Origin of the sequence: Reichenbachiella faecimaris (assembly GCF_900176375.1) — a bacterium.
Lineage (GTDB): Bacteria > Bacteroidota > Bacteroidia > Cytophagales > Cyclobacteriaceae > Reichenbachiella > Reichenbachiella faecimaris.
This window is the reverse complement of the sequence record NZ_FWYF01000001.1, coordinates 705,601-724,873: the sequence shown is the minus strand read 5'-3', so window position 1 is coordinate 724,873 and position 19,273 is coordinate 705,601. Positions and strand designations below refer to the sequence as shown.

14 protein-coding genes are annotated in these 19,273 nt (G+C 41.1%); 13 read left to right on the top strand and 1 reads right to left on the bottom strand.

All coding sequences use genetic code 11. The annotated features are described in order from the left end of the window. The first annotated feature begins 10 nt into the window (after nucleotides 1-10). The 11 genes from B9A58_RS03110 (at nucleotide 11) to B9A58_RS03060 (ending at nucleotide 13,218) form a co-directional block, all read left to right on the top strand. A complete protein-coding gene (locus B9A58_RS03110; protein ID WP_084370958.1) occupies nucleotides 11-1,639 on the top strand; it encodes a RagB/SusD family nutrient uptake outer membrane protein in 1,629 nt (542 codons plus the stop codon). A gap of 6 nt (nucleotides 1,640-1,645) precedes the next feature. Then, nucleotides 1,646-2,884 carry a hypothetical protein gene (locus tag B9A58_RS03105; RefSeq protein WP_084370957.1) on the top strand — a complete coding sequence of 413 codons (1,239 nt, stop codon included), beginning with the start codon at nucleotides 1,646-1,648 and terminating at the stop codon, nucleotides 2,882-2,884. A 120-nt stretch (nucleotides 2,885-3,004) separates the two neighbouring features. Next, the gene (locus B9A58_RS03100) at nucleotides 3,005-3,742 is read left to right on the top strand and encodes a rhamnogalacturonan acetylesterase (RefSeq protein WP_084370956.1); all 738 of its coding nucleotides are present in this window, start codon (nucleotides 3,005-3,007) and stop codon (nucleotides 3,740-3,742) included. Further along, complete coding sequence (locus B9A58_RS03095) at nucleotides 3,742-5,070, top strand: pectate lyase family protein (RefSeq protein ID WP_084370955.1); 1,329 nt, start codon at nucleotides 3,742-3,744, stop codon at nucleotides 5,068-5,070. The genes B9A58_RS03100 and B9A58_RS03095 overlap by 1 nt, the downstream gene beginning before the upstream one ends. After that, entirely contained in the window at nucleotides 5,063-6,280 is a 1,218-nt protein-coding gene (locus tag B9A58_RS03090) for a glycoside hydrolase family 88/105 protein (protein ID WP_084370954.1), read from the top strand. Before B9A58_RS03095 ends, B9A58_RS03090 begins: the two co-directional genes overlap by 8 nt. Then, a complete protein-coding gene (locus B9A58_RS03085; protein ID WP_084370953.1) occupies nucleotides 6,281-7,255 on the top strand; it encodes a pectinesterase family protein in 975 nt (324 codons plus the stop codon). Nucleotides 7,256-7,279: 24 nt separating this feature from the next. Next, nucleotides 7,280-8,962: a glycoside hydrolase family 28 protein gene (locus B9A58_RS03080; RefSeq protein WP_084370952.1), complete on the top strand. Its 1,683-nt coding sequence runs from the start codon at nucleotides 7,280-7,282 to the stop codon at nucleotides 8,960-8,962. After that, nucleotides 8,962-10,452 carry a right-handed parallel beta-helix repeat-containing protein gene (locus B9A58_RS03075; protein WP_221407805.1) on the top strand — a complete coding sequence of 497 codons (1,491 nt, stop codon included), beginning with the start codon at nucleotides 8,962-8,964 and terminating at the stop codon, nucleotides 10,450-10,452. The genes B9A58_RS03080 and B9A58_RS03075 overlap by 1 nt, the downstream gene beginning before the upstream one ends. A gap of 90 nt (nucleotides 10,453-10,542) precedes the next feature. Further along, entirely contained in the window at nucleotides 10,543-11,457 is a 915-nt protein-coding gene (locus tag B9A58_RS03070; RefSeq protein WP_084370951.1) for an alpha/beta hydrolase, read from the top strand. 88 nt (nucleotides 11,458-11,545) lie between these two features. Beyond that, nucleotides 11,546-12,778 (top strand): DUF4861 family protein, encoded by a 1,233-nt coding sequence (locus tag B9A58_RS03065; RefSeq protein WP_084370950.1) that lies wholly within the window; start codon nucleotides 11,546-11,548, stop codon nucleotides 12,776-12,778. 2 nt (nucleotides 12,779-12,780) lie between these two features. Next, on the top strand, nucleotides 12,781-13,218 hold the full coding sequence (locus B9A58_RS03060) for a cupin domain-containing protein (protein WP_221407804.1): 438 nt from the start codon (nucleotides 12,781-12,783) through the stop codon (nucleotides 13,216-13,218). Nucleotides 13,219-13,256: 38 nt separating this feature from the next. Here the strand turns inward: B9A58_RS03060 and B9A58_RS03055 are convergent, their stop codons facing one another. Next, nucleotides 13,257-17,363, bottom strand: coding sequence for an ATP-binding protein (locus tag B9A58_RS03055; RefSeq protein ID WP_176214660.1), 4,107 nt, complete (start codon nucleotides 17,361-17,363; stop codon nucleotides 13,257-13,259). Nucleotides 17,364-17,612: 249 nt separating this feature from the next. Between B9A58_RS03055 and kduI the strand changes: the two genes are divergently transcribed. Together kduI and B9A58_RS03045 are read left to right on the top strand one after the other, a co-directional pair. Beyond that, entirely contained in the window at nucleotides 17,613-18,458 is an 846-nt protein-coding gene (gene kduI, locus B9A58_RS03050; protein ID WP_084370948.1) for a 5-dehydro-4-deoxy-D-glucuronate isomerase, read from the top strand. A 6-nt stretch (nucleotides 18,459-18,464) separates the two neighbouring features. Next, complete coding sequence (locus B9A58_RS03045; RefSeq protein ID WP_084370947.1) at nucleotides 18,465-19,259, top strand: gluconate 5-dehydrogenase; 795 nt, start codon at nucleotides 18,465-18,467, stop codon at nucleotides 19,257-19,259. Nucleotides 19,260-19,273: the final 14 nt, after the last annotated feature.

The window sequence follows — 19,273 nt, the reverse complement described above, 5'->3', positions numbered from 1 at the left end:
TTAGAAAGACATGAAAAATATCATATCAATATTAATAATGACTTTAATCTTTTTGGTAGGCTGCGATAGCTTTCTCGAAGAAGAGAACAAGTCTAACGTGACAGCAGAAGAATTTTATGTCACTGTAGAAGGATATAGTGCATTGGTAAATGCAAACTATGCTGCATTGAGAGAAATATATGGAGATTTTGCCTGGATGTTTAGTGCGGGCACAGACATGTATTCAGAAGGAAGAGATCAGGAACCTGTAGGTTTGAGTCGTTATGTCAATCTGAACGCATCATCAGAAGGAGTAGATCATTTATACAAAACCTGCTATGTAGCGATCCAGAGAGCCAATACAGGTCTTTATTATGCTGACATTACTGAATCAACAGATGATTTGGCGCAACTAGTGGGTGAATTGAAATTTTTGAGAGCGCATGCTTACTTTCTCTTGGTTCAATCTTATGGCGGAGTGCCACTGATCACTGAATTTATTGCTGAGGCGATCACTGAATTTGATAGAAACAGTACAGAGGATGTGTACGTGCAAATTTTCACTGATTTGAACGAGGCGTTATCAGTTGTTAGCACCTCTGCCTATGACGGAAGAGTGAACCAAAGAGCTGTGCAGTTCTTATTGGCTAAAGCTCATTTGACGAGAGCATACGAAAGTTTTGCAGCAAGTACAGATTTTTCTGATGCTGCAAACTATGCTGATGCTGCCATTGCAGGTCAGGCTTTGGATATACCGTTTGGCGAACTATGGACACCAAATAATGAAATGAATGCAGAAACTATTTTCTCTGTACAGTTTGATGAAGGTTCTATAAGTGCTGATCCAGGTAAGTTGGGCAATAGACAACAAAACTTTTTTGGCTCTTACACAGGTGGCCCTGAAGTAGCAGGTGATGCACCATATAAGAGTTATAATTTGTGTCCAAACAGATTTGCTCTTAGCTTATTTGAGCAGGGAGATGATCGATGGGAAGGGACCTTCATGACTACTGTGTACGACAGATACTTCGATTATTTTGATGAAGCAGATCATTCTACATTGAATGCTGCACAGTTCTATGCACCATCATGGTATACTACAGCGGATAGCTTGGCTTTCAGAGCTACTCAGCCTACTGCTACCTATCGTGAGTTTGGTACTTACGATCCAGAAGGTGCAGACATTTCAGGCAACTGGGCTACGATTATCGTCAAGAAGTTTGATGATCCTACCTCACTGTTTGGTGCGGTTGGAGACGAAGGCCGTGTGAGCAAAAGAGACATAATTATAGGTAGACTTGCTGATGCGTATTTGGTTGCAGCAGAGGCCTACTTAGGAGCTGGAGATGCGACTACTGGTTTGGCTAGATTGAATGTGGTAAGAGCAAGAGCCAATGTAGCCGATGCGACTGCAGGTGAATTTGATCTTGACTATATCCTTGACGAAAGAGGACGTGAGTTGCTAGGTGAATACCACAGATGGTTCGATTTAAAGCGAACGGGTAAGTTGGTAGAAAGAGCTTCTGCTCATCACATGTTTATTGAAATTTCAAATTTTGCTGGAAATGGTGGAGAATTAAAAATTCTCAGACCAATACCTCAGGCCGCAATAGACCTGAATCAGAATAAGGATTTTGCACAAAACCCAGCATATAACTAAGAGATCATGAAAAATATATTTTATTCAATTTTAGCGAGTTTGACACTCGCCCTGGCTGTGTCATGCTCAGACGATGACAATACTAAGGATCAATCCATCTTAGTTGATATAGACCAAACACCTAGCGATTTTGCTCCTGTCGACCTAGATGGCGATTGGCCAATGTTTACAGGCAATATTGCTGCAGATGATAATTTGGTAAACGTTACGTTTTATACAGATGATAATGCGTTTCTAGAAGTAACATCCTTTGATGGAAATGCCAAATCTTATGATTTTGATGTGGCAGTACCATGGACACTTGGGATTTCATATGTAAGAGTGGTTGCCGAGTCTGCTTCAGGAGACGTAGTAGAAGCGCAGAGAAAAGTCAACGTAAAAGGAGGGCCAGAAATGACTGTTGAATTGACCGACTTGGAGGTCGACCTTTCGGTAAATCCTACTGAGACTATTTCTGGAACTATTACGTCCGTTTCAGGATTGGCTGAGGTGGTTTATACCTTGACTGAAAACGGAACAGCAAGTACTTATAAGACAATCAATCCTTCTGGAGCAGCCGCGAATGACTTTGAAATCTCTGAAGAAATTTCTTTTGCCTTGGGTATGGAAAATTTCAATATTCAGGCTACTGATACCAAGGGCAATGTGACCTCTCATAATATCACTATCAACGTGGTAGAGTCACCAGTTTTTGAGATGTTCTCATATACTGGGATCGAATTGCACGGTACTGACAAAAGAAAAACTGGGGTTTCAATAGGAATTTCTTTGGTTGATGGCAAGGAGCATGACTATGACGCCATTATTGGTGACACCAATGGAAAAGAAATCGATTTTATGATTTCTAGTGCAGATTCTGGCACGCCTCAGGTGAGATACTTTTCTCCTTTGACGGAATATGGTGATAAGTTCAAATTAGGCACAGAAGGAAATGCCGATTTGGTTTTGAATGATACACAGTTCTCTAAGCTAGATCGTGGGGATTCAGATTTCTTTGCTGCGGCCACAGCCGAAAGCATCCAGGCCATGACGCTTACGGATGAAGGGGCAGAAACTACTGATATTCTAAGAGATATTGGTCACTCATCTTCAGGTGTGGATATCATCAATGGTAAAGTAGTGTATTTCGAGACTGATTGGGGTGCGCAGTGCTTGGTGATCATCAGAGAAACCATTGACAACAATGGAAATAGAAAGGGGGATAGCTACAGGCTAGACTTCAAAGTAGTTTATCAAACGAACTAAGATTGAAATTTGAAGTCTCCTGAAAAGTTTAAAAAACTGTAGGACTGAGCGGAACGTCGCTCGGGCCGACAGGTTTTTCAAAAGTGGACTTTTCAGGAGACCTCTCCTAAATCACCCTTTATGCGATTTTTTCAAATCTGCCTGCTTGTAGTGTGCCTGAGCGCATGTCAGCCTGAAGAATACACCCTACATCTTGTAGGAGATTCTACCATGGCCGACAAAGACAATCCTGAAACCAATCCAGAGTTTGGGTGGGGACAAGTTTTACCCAAATGCTTTGATGATCAGGTAACTGTCGTGAACCACGCCAAAAATGGGCGTAGTACCAAAAGTTTCATAAATGAAGGGAGATGGCAAAAGGTAGTTGAGGAGCTAGATGCAGGAGATTATGTGTTCATTCAGTTTGGGCATAATGATCAGAAAGTACAGCACCCTAAGCGATACACTAATCCATATTCTGGCTATAGATTCAATCTTGAAAAAATGATTAGAGAAACTAAATCAAAAGGAGCTATTCCAGTGATGTTTAGTTCAATCGTACGAAGAAATTTCAATGAACACGGAGTACTCGAAGACACACATGGCGCCTATCCTTTTGTAGCCAGATCTGTTGCCAGTGAAATGAATGTCCCCTTTGTGGATATGCAAGTGGTGACTGAAAATTTAGTAAACCAACTGGGTGAAGAACCTTCAAAGGAACTTTATCTGTGGATTGAACCAGGAACGAATGAGTATTATCCTGATGGGAAACACGACAATACACACTTTTCAAAAAAAGGGGCAATTAAAATGTGCCAGTTGGTCATTGAAGAAATAAAAAAATACCGTTTCAATTTTCTCGAAAATTTAAAAAACTGATGCAAAAGCTACTGACAATATTGGTTTCAATTGCTTTCATAAACGAAATGCAGAGTCAGTCCCTTGCTTTTCCGGGCGCAGAGGGTCACGGTCGCTATGTATCAGGTGGTAGAGGAGGAGAAGTGGTGCATGTCACCAATTTGAAAGACAATGGCCCAGGAAGTTTACGTGCAGCGCTAAAGAAGGAAGGCGCAACAACTGTCTTATTTGATCTTTCAGGTACCATCTTTCTAGAATCTCCATTGGAAATCAAAAATGACAGTGTCACGATTGCTGGACAAAGTGCACCTGGAAATGGTATTTGTATTGCCAATTATCCATTGAAAATTAAAGCTGATCAAGTAATCATTAGATATATCAGAGTCAGAATGGGTGACTCAGCTGGTATAGAAGGAGATGCTGTGAGCGCCACTAGACACAACAATATCATTATTGATCACTGTTCATTTAGCTGGGGTACAGACGAGACCGCAACCTTCTATGACAATGAAAACTTCACCTTGCAATGGTGCATGATCACAGAGAGTCTTAATCTATCTGTGCATAAAAAAGGAACACATGGCTATGGTGGTATTTGGGGAGGAAAAGGTGCAAGCTTCCATCACAATCTTTTGGCGCATCATACCAGCAGAAACCCACGTTTCTGCGGTGCCAGATACCATAAGCAACCGGAAAAGGAGCAAGTTGATTTCTGGAATAATGTCATTTATAACTGGCAATTCAATGCTGCCTATGGAGGAGAAGAAGGCAATCACCAAATGATTAACAACTATTTCAAACCAGGGCCAGCAACTAAAAATTCTAAACGTAGTCGTTTTGTAGCACCTTCAGAACCGTATGGTAAGTTTTATGTCTCAGGCAATATTGTAGAGGAGGAAGCAGCTATTATTGAAAACAACCTAGCAGGAGTGATAGGTGACGTTCCTCAAGCCTATTTGCCGTCAAGCCCCATTTGGTCACTTAATGATGAAATTTCGTCATCACGTACTGCACTTAGTGAAGTATTGGCTCAAGCGGGAGCATCCTGCTCCAGAGATCAGTTGGATCAAAGAATAGCGGAAGAAGTAAGGGCGGGCACAGCAAGCAAGGGTACTGAAAAAGACGGAATTATCGATTCACAAAAAGATGTTGGTGGGTGGCCTGTGTTGGAAAGTAAAGTCTCTCAACTAGACACTGATCATGACGGCATGCCAGACGAATGGGAATCCAAACAGGGACTCAATAAAGAAGATGGATCAGATCAATCCGCTACCAATTTTCACCCATACTATACCAACCTAGAAATTTATCTCAACCAAATCATTGAAAATAAGATACCAAATGAATAGGCTCAAGCATATCATATTGTTAATAACCATTTCGGCCTGTAGTCAGTCAGTAGGTGAGAAAATCTCTACGAGTACTTCCACCATACAGACAGCTGTATTCGAGCAAATGGCTAATTCAGAATTAATTCGCCATCCTGATCCCAGATTGCTGGATTTTAGAGAAACGCCAAAGTGGGAATACTCCAATGGTCTGGTTTGTTCTGCCATGATGCGAACGTATGAAGCGACTGGAAAGGAGAAGTTTTTGAACTACGTTAAGTTTTATGCAGACTCTTTGGTTCGTGAAGACGGGAGTATCAAAACCTATAAGAAAAGTGATTTCAACATTGATCGAATCAATTCTGGTAAAATCCTATTTGATCTTTATAAAAAGACGGGGGATGAAAAATATAGACTAGCCATTGAAACGCTGAGAGACCAAATGAGACATCAACCCAGACTTTCGTCAGGTGGGTTTTGGCACAAAAAAATATATCCCTATCAAATGTGGTTGGATGGACTCTACATGGGGTCTCCTTTTCTCGCAGAATACGCCAAGGAATTCAATGAACCTGCACTTTTCGACGATGTAGCCAATCAATTCATTTTGATTGATAGCTATACTTGGGATGAAGAAAAACAGCTTTTTTATCATGGATATGACGAAAGTAGAGAGCAAAAATGGTCTAATGCTGAGACAGGTGTATCTCCTAATTTTTGGGGCCGAGCGATAGGTTGGTATGCGATGGCCTTGGTTGATGTATTGGACTATTTGCCAGAAGATCATTCAAAAAGACCTCAAATCTTAGCCATCATTACCAAAATGGCCAATGGTCTGGTTAAATATCAGGATGAGGAGACTGGGCTTTGGTGGCAGATTATGGATAGAGGTGGAGATGAAGGCAATTACTTAGAGGCATCTTGTTCTAGTATGTTTTCTTATTTCTTTCTCAAAGCTGTGGAGCATGGATACTTAGCAGCGTCTTATAGAGAAATCGCAAATAAGTCCTACGAAGGCGTATTGGACAGTTTCATTAAGTCCAATAAAGATGGTACCATCAGCTTAACTACCAACTGCGCAGTAGCAGGATTGGGAGGAGAGCCTTATCGCGACGCATCTTATGAATACTATGTGAACGAGCCTAAAAGAGACAATGATCCTAAGGGCGTTGGGCCATTTATAATGGCTTCTATCATTTATGAAAATGAAAAACAGGAGTCTCAAAACTAAATGAAAAGAACATTCTTTATATCTATTGCTTGTGTTTGGTCGGTCATTTGTTTTGGCCAGGCTCAATATGATATGGTAGTGGGTCAAGACCCTGATAGCGATTTTCAGAGCGTACAACAAGCCATAGACGCGATTCCTGATTTTAGAAAAGCCGTGACTACCATTTATATCAAATCAGGCACATATAAAGAAAAGCTTGTACTTCCAAAGTCCAAAAGCAACGTGCGATTCATTGGCGAAGATGTGAATAACACCATTTTGACCTATGATAATTTTGCCGATCGACTCAATTCCTTTGGTGAGAAAATGGGTACTTCGGGATCTGCCAGTTTCTATGTGTTTGCAGATGGGTTTACTGCCGAGAATATTACTTTCGAAAATAGTGCTGGGCCTGTAGGACAAGCTGTAGCTGTGCGGGTAGATGGAGACAGAATTGTATTCAAAAATTGTCGTTTTCTTGGATTTCAGGATACGCTATATACTTATGGAAACGACAGCCGACAATATTATTACAATTGTTATATCTCAGGTACAACTGACTTCATATTTGGAGCTTCACAGGTCGTTTTCGATCAGTGTACAATTTTCTCAAAAGCTGGCGGCCATTACATCACAGCTGCAAATACTTCTATAGAAAAGGAATATGGATATGTTTTCTTGAATTGCAAGTTGACTGGAGATGCCCCCAAACACGATGTATATCTAGGTCGACCTTGGCGAGACGATGCACGAACAGTTTTTATCAATTGTGAACTTGGAAAGCATATAAAGCCAGAAGGCTGGCACAACTGGGGGAAGAGGTACGCTGAAAAGCGGTCATACTATGCAGAGTATGGGTCTACTGGATCTGGTGCTAAGACTGAAGGTCGAGTGAGTTGGTCGCGCCAGCTCACAGATGTTCAAGCCAATCAATATACGTTGGATGCCGTGTTTGGAAATTGGAATCCGAATGAAAATGAAATCATAAAGCCCTAGTGGCCTTAAAATAAAAAAGATAAAATGATGAGTTTTGGAAAATTAGTCTTGGTAGGTGTTCTAACGATTCTAGGTGCTGGTGGGCTGAACTATAGTACACCAGCAATTGAAGAACAACAAGGAATATATGAGGGTGTTGAATTTGATATGCCCAGAGTACTTGAGCCCAATATCCCAGATTATACTGTGTCCATTGCTTCTTTTGGTGCTGTGGCAGACGGGATGACTGACAATACGGATGCTTTTGCTGGTGCCATTGCACAGGCTACCCAGAAGGGTGGTGGCAAAGTGGTGGTACCCAGAGGTATTTGGCTCACAGGGCCCATTACACTTAAAAGTAATATCAATCTGCACGTTGAGGCAGGAGCATTGGTCGTTTTTGACGATGATTTTGATAAATACCCTTTAGTGGCTACGAGCTTTGAAGGATTAGAAACTTACAGATGTGTCTCTCCCATCAATGGCAAAAATCTAAGCAATGTGGCCATTACTGGTGAAGGTACTTTCGACGGGTCGGGCGATTCGTGGCGTGCAATCAAAAAAGAAAAATTGACTGAAGGCCAATGGAAAAGAAAAATAAAATCAGGTGGTATTCTGAGCGATGATAAGCAGACTTGGTATCCTAGTGAAAAATCTAAAAAAGGTGATACAGCAGGCAATTTCAATGTACCTGATTTAGATACTATAGAGGAATTTGAAGCAGTAAAAGATTTCCTTAGACCTGTGATGGTGAGCTTGATTAGCTGCAACAAAGTACTGTTGGATGGCCCAACTTTTCAAAATTCTCCAGCCTGGAATCTCCATCCATTGATGTGTGAGAATGTGATCTTGCGAAACCTGAAAATTCGAAATCCTTGGTACTCACAAAATGGCGACGGGTTAGATTTGGAGTCATGCAAGAATGTATTGATCTACAACAATACCTTCGACGTGGGTGACGATGCCATTTGTATCAAGTCTGGTAAAAACGAAGACGGACTTAAAAGAGCCATCCCAACTGAGAATGTGGTTATTAAAAAAAATACAGTCTTTCATGGCCATGGTGGGTTCGTGGTAGGTAGTGAAATGTCTGGTGGAGTGAAGAACATGCACGTATCTAATTGCACGTTCATTGGCACAGATTGCGGATTGAGATTTAAAAGTACAAGAGGTCGAGGGGGAGTAGTAGAGAATATCTTTATTTCTAATATCGACATGATCAACATTGAGGCTGAGGCCATAAGATTCAATTTGTTTTATGGTGGCGAATCACCAGTAGGGTCGGATGGAGAAGTAGGTAAGACACGACAAAAAACTGATCCAGTTCCCGTAACTAGAACAACTCCTTCTTTTAAAAACATTTCCATGAAAAACATTACTTCAACAGGGGCAGGTATTGCTGGATTTTTTCAAGGTCTGCCAGAAATGAAATTGCAAAATATCACTTTAGAAAATGTGGTGCTGGAGGCCAATAGGGGGATCACCATTATTGATGCAGAGGCATTTGATTGGTCAGGTGTGACAATAAAGGTAGCAAAAGGAAAGCCAGTGACCTTGTTCAATACCAGTCAGATGAACTTTACTAACCTTACCCTTTCGGGAAAAAACGACAATGCATTGATCAATGTATATGGAGATAGTCAGGTTGATTTTTCTAACTCTACGATCAAGAAAGGCCAGATATTCATCAGCAAAGAAGTGGGTATGAAAAATGTAAAATTTGACTAATGCGTATTACCTTTTACATTTATGGAATGATACAATTAGGCCTCATGCTGATCGTGCTATGCTCCTGTGGGGAAGATGAAATGGATGAAAAAACTGAAGATGTAATTATCTATGCCGAATCTATAGTACTTACAGCAGAGGATCTCATTACCGAAACTCAACGACAAATAGAAGTTGCTTTCACCCCGTCCAATACCACAGATCAGTCGATAGAATGGTCTGTGTCTGACCCATCCCTTGCTGACATTTCTAGTGCAGGTATGCTCGTGGCAAAAAAAAATGGTTCCATAACAATAATTGGGACAGCAAAAGATCAGGGTACTATTTCTGGTGAGATTACTTTGGAAATCAGCAGTATAGATGAGGTGAGTGGCAAAGAGATCGAAGTGACCACTGGAGAGGAGTTAGAAAATGCGCTTTTAGATGTAGAACCTGGAGATGTAATCCTGGTGGCTGGAGGCATCTATAACATGACTGCTCGAATGGTTTTGAATGCATCTGGTACCGTGTCTGATCCAATTACAGTGATGACAAATCCGGAAGCCACTGAAAGACCTGTCCTGGACTTCTCCGTGCAGGATGAAAATTCGTCAAATCAGGGCATCCAACTCAAGGGTGACTACTGGTATTTCAAAGGTATTGATATTCGAAAGGCTGGAGACAATGGCATGCAAATTAAAGGAAGCAACAATACGATTGAGTTTTGCTCTTTTTATGAAAATGCTGATACAGGCCTGCAAATAGATGATGGAGCAGCTGATAATTTGATCCTGAATTGTGATTCCTATTACAATGCTGATGCAAGCATAGAAAATGCTGATGGATTTGCAGCCAAACTAGGTGTAGGCAGTGGTAATAAATTTGTAGGCTGTCGAGCCTGGCAAAATCTTGACGACGGCTGGGACGGGTATCTGCGTGGTGCTGATCATGTACAAACCACCTATGAAAACTGCTGGGCCATCAAGAACGGGATCATGAAGTCGGGAGAAGTTGGTGGTGGAGATGGAAATGGATTCAAAACTGGCGGCAGTGATGACAAAGACTTGTCGCATCATGCTACATATAAAAACTGCTTGGCAGTAGGTAATATCTATGACGGATTTGATCATAATAGCAATCGTGGTGCAGTGATTCTATTTAACTGTGCAGCCTATGACAATGGCACGAATTACAACTTTAGTTCTAGTAATTCCTTAGCCTCTTTAGAGGTAAAAAACAGTGTGGTAGTAGGGACTACTGGTAGTCTCAATGCGGCTAGCAAAGACATCAGCCACAACAGCTGGCAAGATGGCTTGAGTGCTACCAGTGATGACTTTGAGAGCCTTGATATTGATTTTTTACTAGCCCCTAGAAACGCGGATGGTAGTTTGCCTGTAGTGGATTTTATGAAATTAGCAGGAGATAGTGATTTGATAGATGCTGGCACAAATGTAGGCCTGTCCTTCCATGGCAATGCACCTGATATAGGTGTTTTTGAAAAAGAAAATTAGGCGTAATTATAAAATTTTGTCATTTATACCTCAGGAGAAATCTTGTCAGCGTTTGGTTGAAGCGATTGTATTTTTATACTTAGTTATGAAATGATTAACAAGGCTATTCTAATACTGGTATTAATACTTTCAAAAGCAAATATCTCCTGGGCACAATTTGTCCAAAAGGATACCAGCTACACCGTCAATAGAGCCTATCTAAAGTACAAAAAGGATTTTCCAAATATTAAAATAGCTGAAGCAAATGATTTGGATGTTTCCGTCCAGCAAAATGTGATCTATCACAATACAGGAACACGAGACTTGATGCTTGACCTATACAGGCCTGAAAAACAGACTCAAAACCTACCTGTGATCTTTATGATTCACGGAGGTGGGTGGAAATCTGGAGACAAATATCACATGCAAGTATTAGGCATTGTATTGGCTTCAAAGGGCTATGTGACCGTGGCCATAGAATACAGGCTTTCAGCAGAAGCACCATATCCTGCTGCAGTTTTGGATGTGGAAGCAGCAATGCAATGGACAGTTGAGTATGCGAAAGAACTTCATATTGATACGGCTGGGTTTATTCTTTTGGGATGTTCCTCTGGCGGGCAGTTGGCGACATTGGTGGGTGTGAATCCGAGTTTTAATTCACCAAAAATAAAAGCAATCATAAACTTGGACGGAATATTAGCATTTCATCACACTGAGTCTGAAGAGGGAGCTTCGGCTGCGCTTTGGTTGGGTGGATCTTATGAAACAGCAAAAGAGAATTGGGAAGTGGCGTCCCCATTGAAGCACGCCGGAAAAGGAGATCCACCCATTTTATTTGTGAACAGTCAGTATCCGCGTTTTCATGCGGGTAGAGATGAGATGATTACTATTTTGAGTCAAGCAAATATTTATACTAAAGTGCACGAGCTGCCTGATACCCCACACACTTTTTGGTTATTCGATCCTTGGTTTCTGCCCACAGTGGGTTATATACTCCAATTCCTAGATAAAGTGATATCAGACTAGTTATTGCTAGGCTAATGTTGATTATTGAATAAAGTGGATGTCATTGAAATCCTATTTTTATCCTCTATAATAGAATCAATAATTAGACATGATAAAATATAAAAACTACATCTGGGTGGCGGGCTTAGCACTCGCGGTAGGCTGCGGCACCCATGCACAAAACAGTCAGACAAAAGAAAATACACTTAAAATAAAAATTGAGAATTCTTTGCCTTCTGCGAGAACTGAGGTCATTACTTTGAGTGATGAGCGACTTTTTACTGAAGCTTTTCAAGTACAATCTGTATCCCTGCTAGGGCATAATGGAGAGTTGCTAGACACTGATCAAGACGGTTGGGCTGATCAGCTGGTAGTCCATGTGGAAGTTGCAGCTCAGTCCACATTAGCTATCAACTGGCCTGGGGATTTGACTCAGAATCAATCCTTGGAAAAAAAAGTACAGGCAGAAATATCTCCTAAGGTTGGTGGTGCATGGCAGGGTAGAAAGTATGTAGGTGGAGACTTTCAGAATGTGGATTTTCTCAGTGTACCAGCTGCACATACTGATCATTCTTACTATATCCGATACGAAGGTCCTGGCATAGAAAATGAATTGGTAGGCTATCGTTTCTATTTGGATTGGAGAAATGCCATGGACATTTTTGGTAAGAAAGTGGACACACTTGTGCTTCAGTCTGTAGGATTGGATGGGTTTGATTCTTATCATGAGGACGAAGCTTGGGGTATGGATGTGCTGAAGGCAGGAAAGTCATTGGGTATTGGCTCCATTGGCCAATATATCAATGGACAAGTAGAACACTTCCAGCAAACAGATTCTGTGACTTGCCAAATCAAAAAGAACAATAAGCTCTCAGCTGCGATTGAAACTTCTTATTATGGCTGGGAAACGTCAGACAAAAAGTCTAGCATCATATCAAATCTTTCTATTCGCACAGGTGATCGAGCCCTCAAGCATACTATTAAATTCGATCAGCCTATTGCAGATTTTTGTACTGGTATTGTAAAACATGATTCTGGAACAAGTTTTGCGTCCTTGGTAGGTTCTAGTGGATGGGCTTATTTGGCCACCTATGGCAAACAGAGTTTAGCTGATGACAATTTGGGCATGGCTATTTTCTATAATACCAAAGATGTGGAAGAAGTGCTAGAGGCGTCCTATGACCACTTGATTGTCTTCAAGCCTGCGAAAGAAGTGAACTACTATCTCCTAGGGGCTTGGGCGCAAGAAAAGAATGCAATCAAAAACCTAGAAGCATTTCATAAATACCTAGATGATAAGCTAGCAGAATTGAATCAACCATTAGAAATCAATATACAATAGCCATGACTTGGATTAGTAAAAAACTAACATTAATGGTGTTCGCATTTTTTGCGCTAATGGATCAGAGCTGGGCCCAAGAGCCTAGCTCTGATCCATTGGACATTTCAAGATGTGTGAATACTTATGATCCGGAAAAGGCAAGTCCTACGAAAGTTGGGCATCAATTCTGGTTTGTGAACAAAGAATCTTTAGATGGTAGAACCCTAAAGTTGAGTGCAGTTGGGCCTGGGATGGCTACACATCCACCTCATCAGCATGCTGAAGATGAATTCTTTTTTGTACTAGAAGGTACAGCAGAGTTTTTCTTGAATGGTGAGACGCGTATCGTGCAGCCCTATACCACACTTTATTGTCCATCTCAGTCTCTGCATGGAATTAAAAATGCAGGAGATACGGAATTGAAATACCTGGTGATCAAGAAGTACAATCTAACTAAGTAACTCTAACCCTAACAGGGTTTCAAACCCCGTTAGGGTGGTTAAACCGTGCCCTGTTCTGCGAATTGAGTAGGGGTGATACCGAATTCATTTTTAAATGCCCGGGTAAACGAGTTGGGCAAATCATAACCTACCATATAGCCCACTTCAGATACGTTGATTTTATTCTGCTCAAGGAGCTGTTTGGCTCTTGTCAGCCTGAAAGATTTGAGCAACTCCATTGGCTTTTTGTCAGTGAGTTGTTTTACTTTTCTGATAAAGTGCATGTGGCTCATGCCTATCATGTTACACATCTTTCCTATATCAAACTGGGAGTTAGATACATGTTCTTCCATCAAAGAAGCTATTTTTTCAAGAAACTCTTCATCCACTGATGTGACTTTTACCTCCTTAGGTTTGAATCTTAAATCAGCAGCAAATCGCTGCTTCATCTCGTCTCTAAATTCAAGCAAATTGCTGACACGTGCCATTAGTAATTCAGGCAAGAAAGGTTTTACAATGTAAGAGTCAGCTCCAGATTCGTACCCTGAAATTCTTTTTTCATCAAGCGCCAGGGCGGTAAGCAAGATCACTGGCAAATGACTGGTGACAGGATTGGCCTTTACCTTGTCGCAAAACGAAATACCATCTAGCTCAGGCATCATGATGTCACTGATAATTAAATCCACATATTCTTTGTCTAATACATCAAGGCCCACTTGTCCATTGTCTGCCTCTAGAACCACATAATGTTCTTGAAGCAAGCTGGTGATGAAAAAGCGCATGTCGTCGTTGTCTTCCACCACCAATATTCGCTTGCTTTCTTCTGTCACTTGTGCTGGCGAATGTTTCAGTGGGACTTCTGCGGCTAGCAGGTTGGCATCTACTGTTTGCATAAGATTATAATCACCCCATTCAGCTACTTCTTCAGAAGGTTTCATGTCCTCGGGAAGATAGACGATAAATGTGGTGCCTTTTCCTGGCTCACTTTGATAAGTGATCTTGCCCTGATGAAATTCTATAAGGTCTTTAATGTATGACAGCCCAATGCCACTGCTTTCCTGAAGTTCATTTTCTACTGGAGATTTACCCACACTGAATCGCTCGAATAAATGATCTTGTAGATTCTGATCAATGCCTGTTCCATCATCTGAAACAAGTAATTTAACGAAATTTTGATCTGCGTCATCTTTTTGCAATTTGACACTAATTCTTCCATTCCGTGGTGTGTACTTCATGGCGTTTGAGAGCAAATTGAAAAGAACCTTTTCGATTTTATCTTGATCAAAATAGATCGTAAGCTTTTCGAAATCAGATTGAAACGAAAGCCTGATCTCTTTTTCCAAGGCCTTGTTAGTGAATAGATTTTTCGTCTCTTCTACAAACGCTACCAGATCTGTTCTATGGAGCTGGAGCTCTAAGGTTCCAGATTCTATCCTTCTGATTTCTAATAGTTGATTAATGAGCTTTTGAAGCCTGAGCGCATTTTTCTTAATCAATCCATAGAAACTTTGATTATTTGAATGAGAGGGAGATTGCGCAGTAAGTCTTTCTATAGGTCCCAGTATTAAGCTGAGCGGTGTTCTGAATTCGTGGGTGATATTGGTGAAAAACCTCATTTTGGCCTGAGAGAGTTGGTCGATTTTCTGAACCAGTTCTTCCAGTGAATCCTTTTGTTTTTGAATCTGATCATTCTTTGTCCCCAACTCTTCATTCACAGTATGAAGCGAGCGATTCAATTTTTCAAGGATTTGCCTTTTCTTGATGATTTGATATTGATAGGTACCAATGGCAATCAAGAAGGAGGTGATGAGAAGAATAAACCAGGCTTGTTTCCAAATTGGTGGTTGTACCACAAATGTGGCAGTAGCCGGACTTAGGTCTATGTTGCCTTCTTTGTCCATAGCTCGCACCTGAAACTGATAGGTGCCATCGTCCAGTCCAGTAAATGTATGGTTGCTCAACTCAGAGAAGGTAGACCATTGGGAATCGTTGAGACGAAAGGAAAAGAGCAATTCTGAAGCATCTGTTTTGTTGAAATAATGCTTGCCCGACCAAAAAATAGTTGTATTCCCAGCATTATCTACTTCTTGAGAAAAGATGTTGATGGTGGTTTCAGGCGCAATGCTGTCTTTTACAAAACGGTGGGTGACAAATTTGTCGCGAACATTTTGATTGGGTGTTTTTCCTGTATAAACACGCCTTTTCCACTCCCTCAGCGATCTACTGATCCAGATTTCTTTTTTGTTGCCCAAGTGTACAGACCCCCCTTCGTAGGAAAGTGTCAATGCAACAGGAAACGTATTGTTGATCCAGAAATCTCCGTTGAAAAAGCTGTAGCCTCTATCTGTTCCCAACCAAATTTCAGTGCTATCTCTGGTGGCTATACTGATGATGTTGTTGCTAATTAATCCATTTTGTACTGAGAAATTTCTCCAACCATTCTGACCTAAAATAAATAGTCCATGTTGTCTGGATGCCACGTAGAGTTGTCCATTCTGGTCGGCCTGAACATCGTTCACATAATTTCGCAGATCTGGATTAGTACTATAACTCCAATCCGTGCCATTAAATTGGCAAAGCCCCGTTCCTCCTATCCACATACTGCCGTCTAGCGTTTGAGAGATGCCATAGGCATTCAATTGATTCAGCCCTTTGGTTCTAGCACGGTGATAGATGAGTTTTCGATTTTCTGAGTAAGGATTAATGATCTGAACCAACCCGCCGGTTTGCCCCAGTTCGAGAAAGACATCTGTGCTACCACCTACCCATACTGAGCCGTCTTGGGACTCAAGTATGGCACGATAATCAATGCCCCAAGAGAGGGAATCAAAAATGATATTGACCCATTTCCCATCCTTTAGATAGCCAGCACAGGCTTGTTTATTTAGACTACCCACTGCCCAAACCACATCTTGTGACGCACTGTAGAGGCTCACGGCCCCGTTCATCATACCCAGTTTGTTGTTGTATTTTTTCCAGGTATTCCCTTGATTGGCTATGGCATGACCATTGATGTCGAGAAACCAAGAAGTGCCATCTGATGTAGTACATTGATAGTTTATGCCTTGGTAGGTCTTCCATTTGGAATCGGATAAGTCTACTCTATACACTTCTGATTGATAACCAAGCACCCAGAGGTCTGTATGATTGGCTGTATGAAGTATAATATGACCTTGGGGAATGTTGAGTGTTTGAGAGCTGTATTTGCTCCATTTCCCATTGGGTTCCAAGGTGTACAGATTCCCAATGCCGCTGAGCCACAATTTACCGTCTTTTGTTTCGAGGATACTCTCAGAGTATTCGTCGTCCCCAAACTGTTGGCCGTATGGTATAGATTCCCAACGATAATTTTTGTATCTGATGGCTGGGAGGCGATTGGATTTGTTGATGATCCAAATGTCTCCTTTAGAAGTTTTTAAGATCTTCTGTTCGTACCCCAGTTGCACGTCATAGTACTTGCTAAATAAATTGTAGCTGGTTAGTTCTTCCGAAGTAATTTCCTTTTCAGAAAACATCATAATGTCTCCTTTCTCATCTTCAAGTTGATAAGTTACAGCAAGCCAAAGCTGTCCAGGTGAAACTTCAAAAACATCAGAGATATTGTCAAAATCATTGTGGATGAGCAGTGACTCGGGAATTTCTACAAACTGAAAGTTTGAAGCCAGGCTTTGAATTCGATCCCATTTGTTTTTCGTGGTGAGAAGGTACGTTTGGTCAGTGCTAACGAAAACAGCACCATGTGTAGTGCCGCATACCAGATTGCCACTTTGCAATTGTGTGATAGACTTAAAGTCAAATCTTATGTCTTCTGAAGTTTTAAATAGGTTGACCCACTTTTTTTGTTGAAAAACAAAAAGACCTGAAGCTGTAGCGGCAAAAACTTGATCCTGATGATCTACAAAAACCTTTTGTACAGGCAACCCAGTGAGGCCATCCTTTTCACCAAATTGTTGCCAGTCGAATCCATTGTACGACACCACTCCAGAATCTAACCCAAACCAACAGACATTACTTCCATTGGATGAGGTCATCGATCGAACACCTTGATCATCCAACTCAGGGAAATAAGAATAACGCCAATCCTCCATCATTGGATCGGCAAGATCTGGCGTATAGACACTTTGGGCGGAAACCTCTAGTGGCAACCAAACGAATAGTAAAAACAACTTCCTCAAATCAACCATCTTTCTCCTACAGTAAACTTTAAATTATCGAGACAGATACATGGTACTTACTCGAAATTTCAAACCATGTAAAATAATTAATGTGTGGGTTTTTAATGTAGTGAAAGAGGAAAATGAATAGGCAATGTTGAAAACTGAATAATTGATCAAGGGTTAGGCCATTACTATTGTAACTTAATATTTTCAGGTAAATAATCGGGTTCAGTAAGAACTCAAAAAGTACAAATAAGCATGAGTCATACAAACTATGAAGTGAGATATGCCATTGGCCCTGATGAGACCAGACAGGCAGGTACGGAAAAATTGAGAAGCGAATTTTTGATTGAAAAGCTGTTTGAAGCTGATCAAATCAATTTGGTGTATAGTCACTATGATCGTTATATTGCTGGTGGCACTTTTCCAGCTTCCAAGGCATTAGCTTTGGAAACGATAGATCCCTTAAAGTCAGAAAATTTTCTGGATAGAAGAGAAATCGGAATTATCAACGTAGGTGGAGAGGGAAAAATATGGGTAGATGGTGTTGCTTACGATTTGAATTATAAAGAAGCATTATACATAGGCTCTGGTACGAAAGATGTGGTTTTCGAAAGTAAGGATTTGTCCAGTCCAGCCAAATTCTATATTAATTCAGCACCTGCACATCAGAGCTACCCTACAAAAAAAGTAACTAGAGAAAAAGCCAATATCTTGAATTTGGGTACGCCAGAAACTGCCAATGCACGAACTGTGAATCAGATGATTGTGTCTGGTATAGTAGATACTTGTCAACTACAAATGGGGATGACAGAATTGAAAAGTGGAAGCGTATGGAATACCATGCCAGCACATGTACATGATCGTAGAATGGAAGTGTATTTCTATATTGAAGTGCCAAAAGATCAATCTGTTTGTCATTTTATGGGACCAACTGATGAGACCAGACACATTTGGATGCAAAACGAGCAAGCTGTGATCTCAGCTCCATGGTCGATTCACTCTGGTGCAGGTACATCTAACTATACCTTTATATGGGGCATGGCAGGTGAGAATCTTGACTATGGCGATATGGATGTTTGTGATATCAATCAACTGAAATAATAGCGTATGTCATTAGAATTATTTGATTTAAAAGGAAAAGTAGCCTTAGTTACGGGTGGAACGCACGGACTGGGCATGGCGATGGCTATTGGATTGGGCAAAGCAGGTGCCCAATTAGCGATCAATGGCCATTCGTCTCAAGTTAAAATAGATGAGGCCATTGCTGTCTACAAAGCGAATGGGTTAGAGGTGAAGGGTTATCTCTTTGATGTGACTGATGAAAGTGCAGTACAGGAAAATATAGCGGCCATAGAAGCTGAAGTTGGGATGATTGATATTTTGGTAAACAATGCTGGAATCATCAAAAGAACACCACTGGAAGAAATGGAAGTAGCTGATTTTGAGCAGGTAATCAAAGTAGATTTGGTGAGCCCATTTATCGTGTCTAAAACAGTTGTGAAAGGTATGATTGCTCGTAAAAGCGGCAAAATCATCAACATTTGTTCGATGATGAGCGAGCTAGGAAGAAACACAGTGGGTGCTTATGCAGCTGCAAAAGGTGGCCTGAAAATGCTCACACAAAACATGGCCACAGAGTGGGCCAGACACAACATCCAAATCAATGGAATTGGCCCTGGGTATTTTGCGACCAGCCAGACGGCTCCTATTCGTGCAGATGGTCATCCGTTCAATGATTTTATAGTGGGACGTACACCTGCTGGTAAGTGGGGGGATCCCAATGATCTACAAGGTGCAGCCATCTTCTTGGCCTCTAAGGCCAGTAGTTTCGTGAATGGTCAGGTGATTTATGTGGACGGAGGTATTTTGGCTACGATTGGCAAGCCAGCCAACGAAGATTAAGATTTTTATTTACC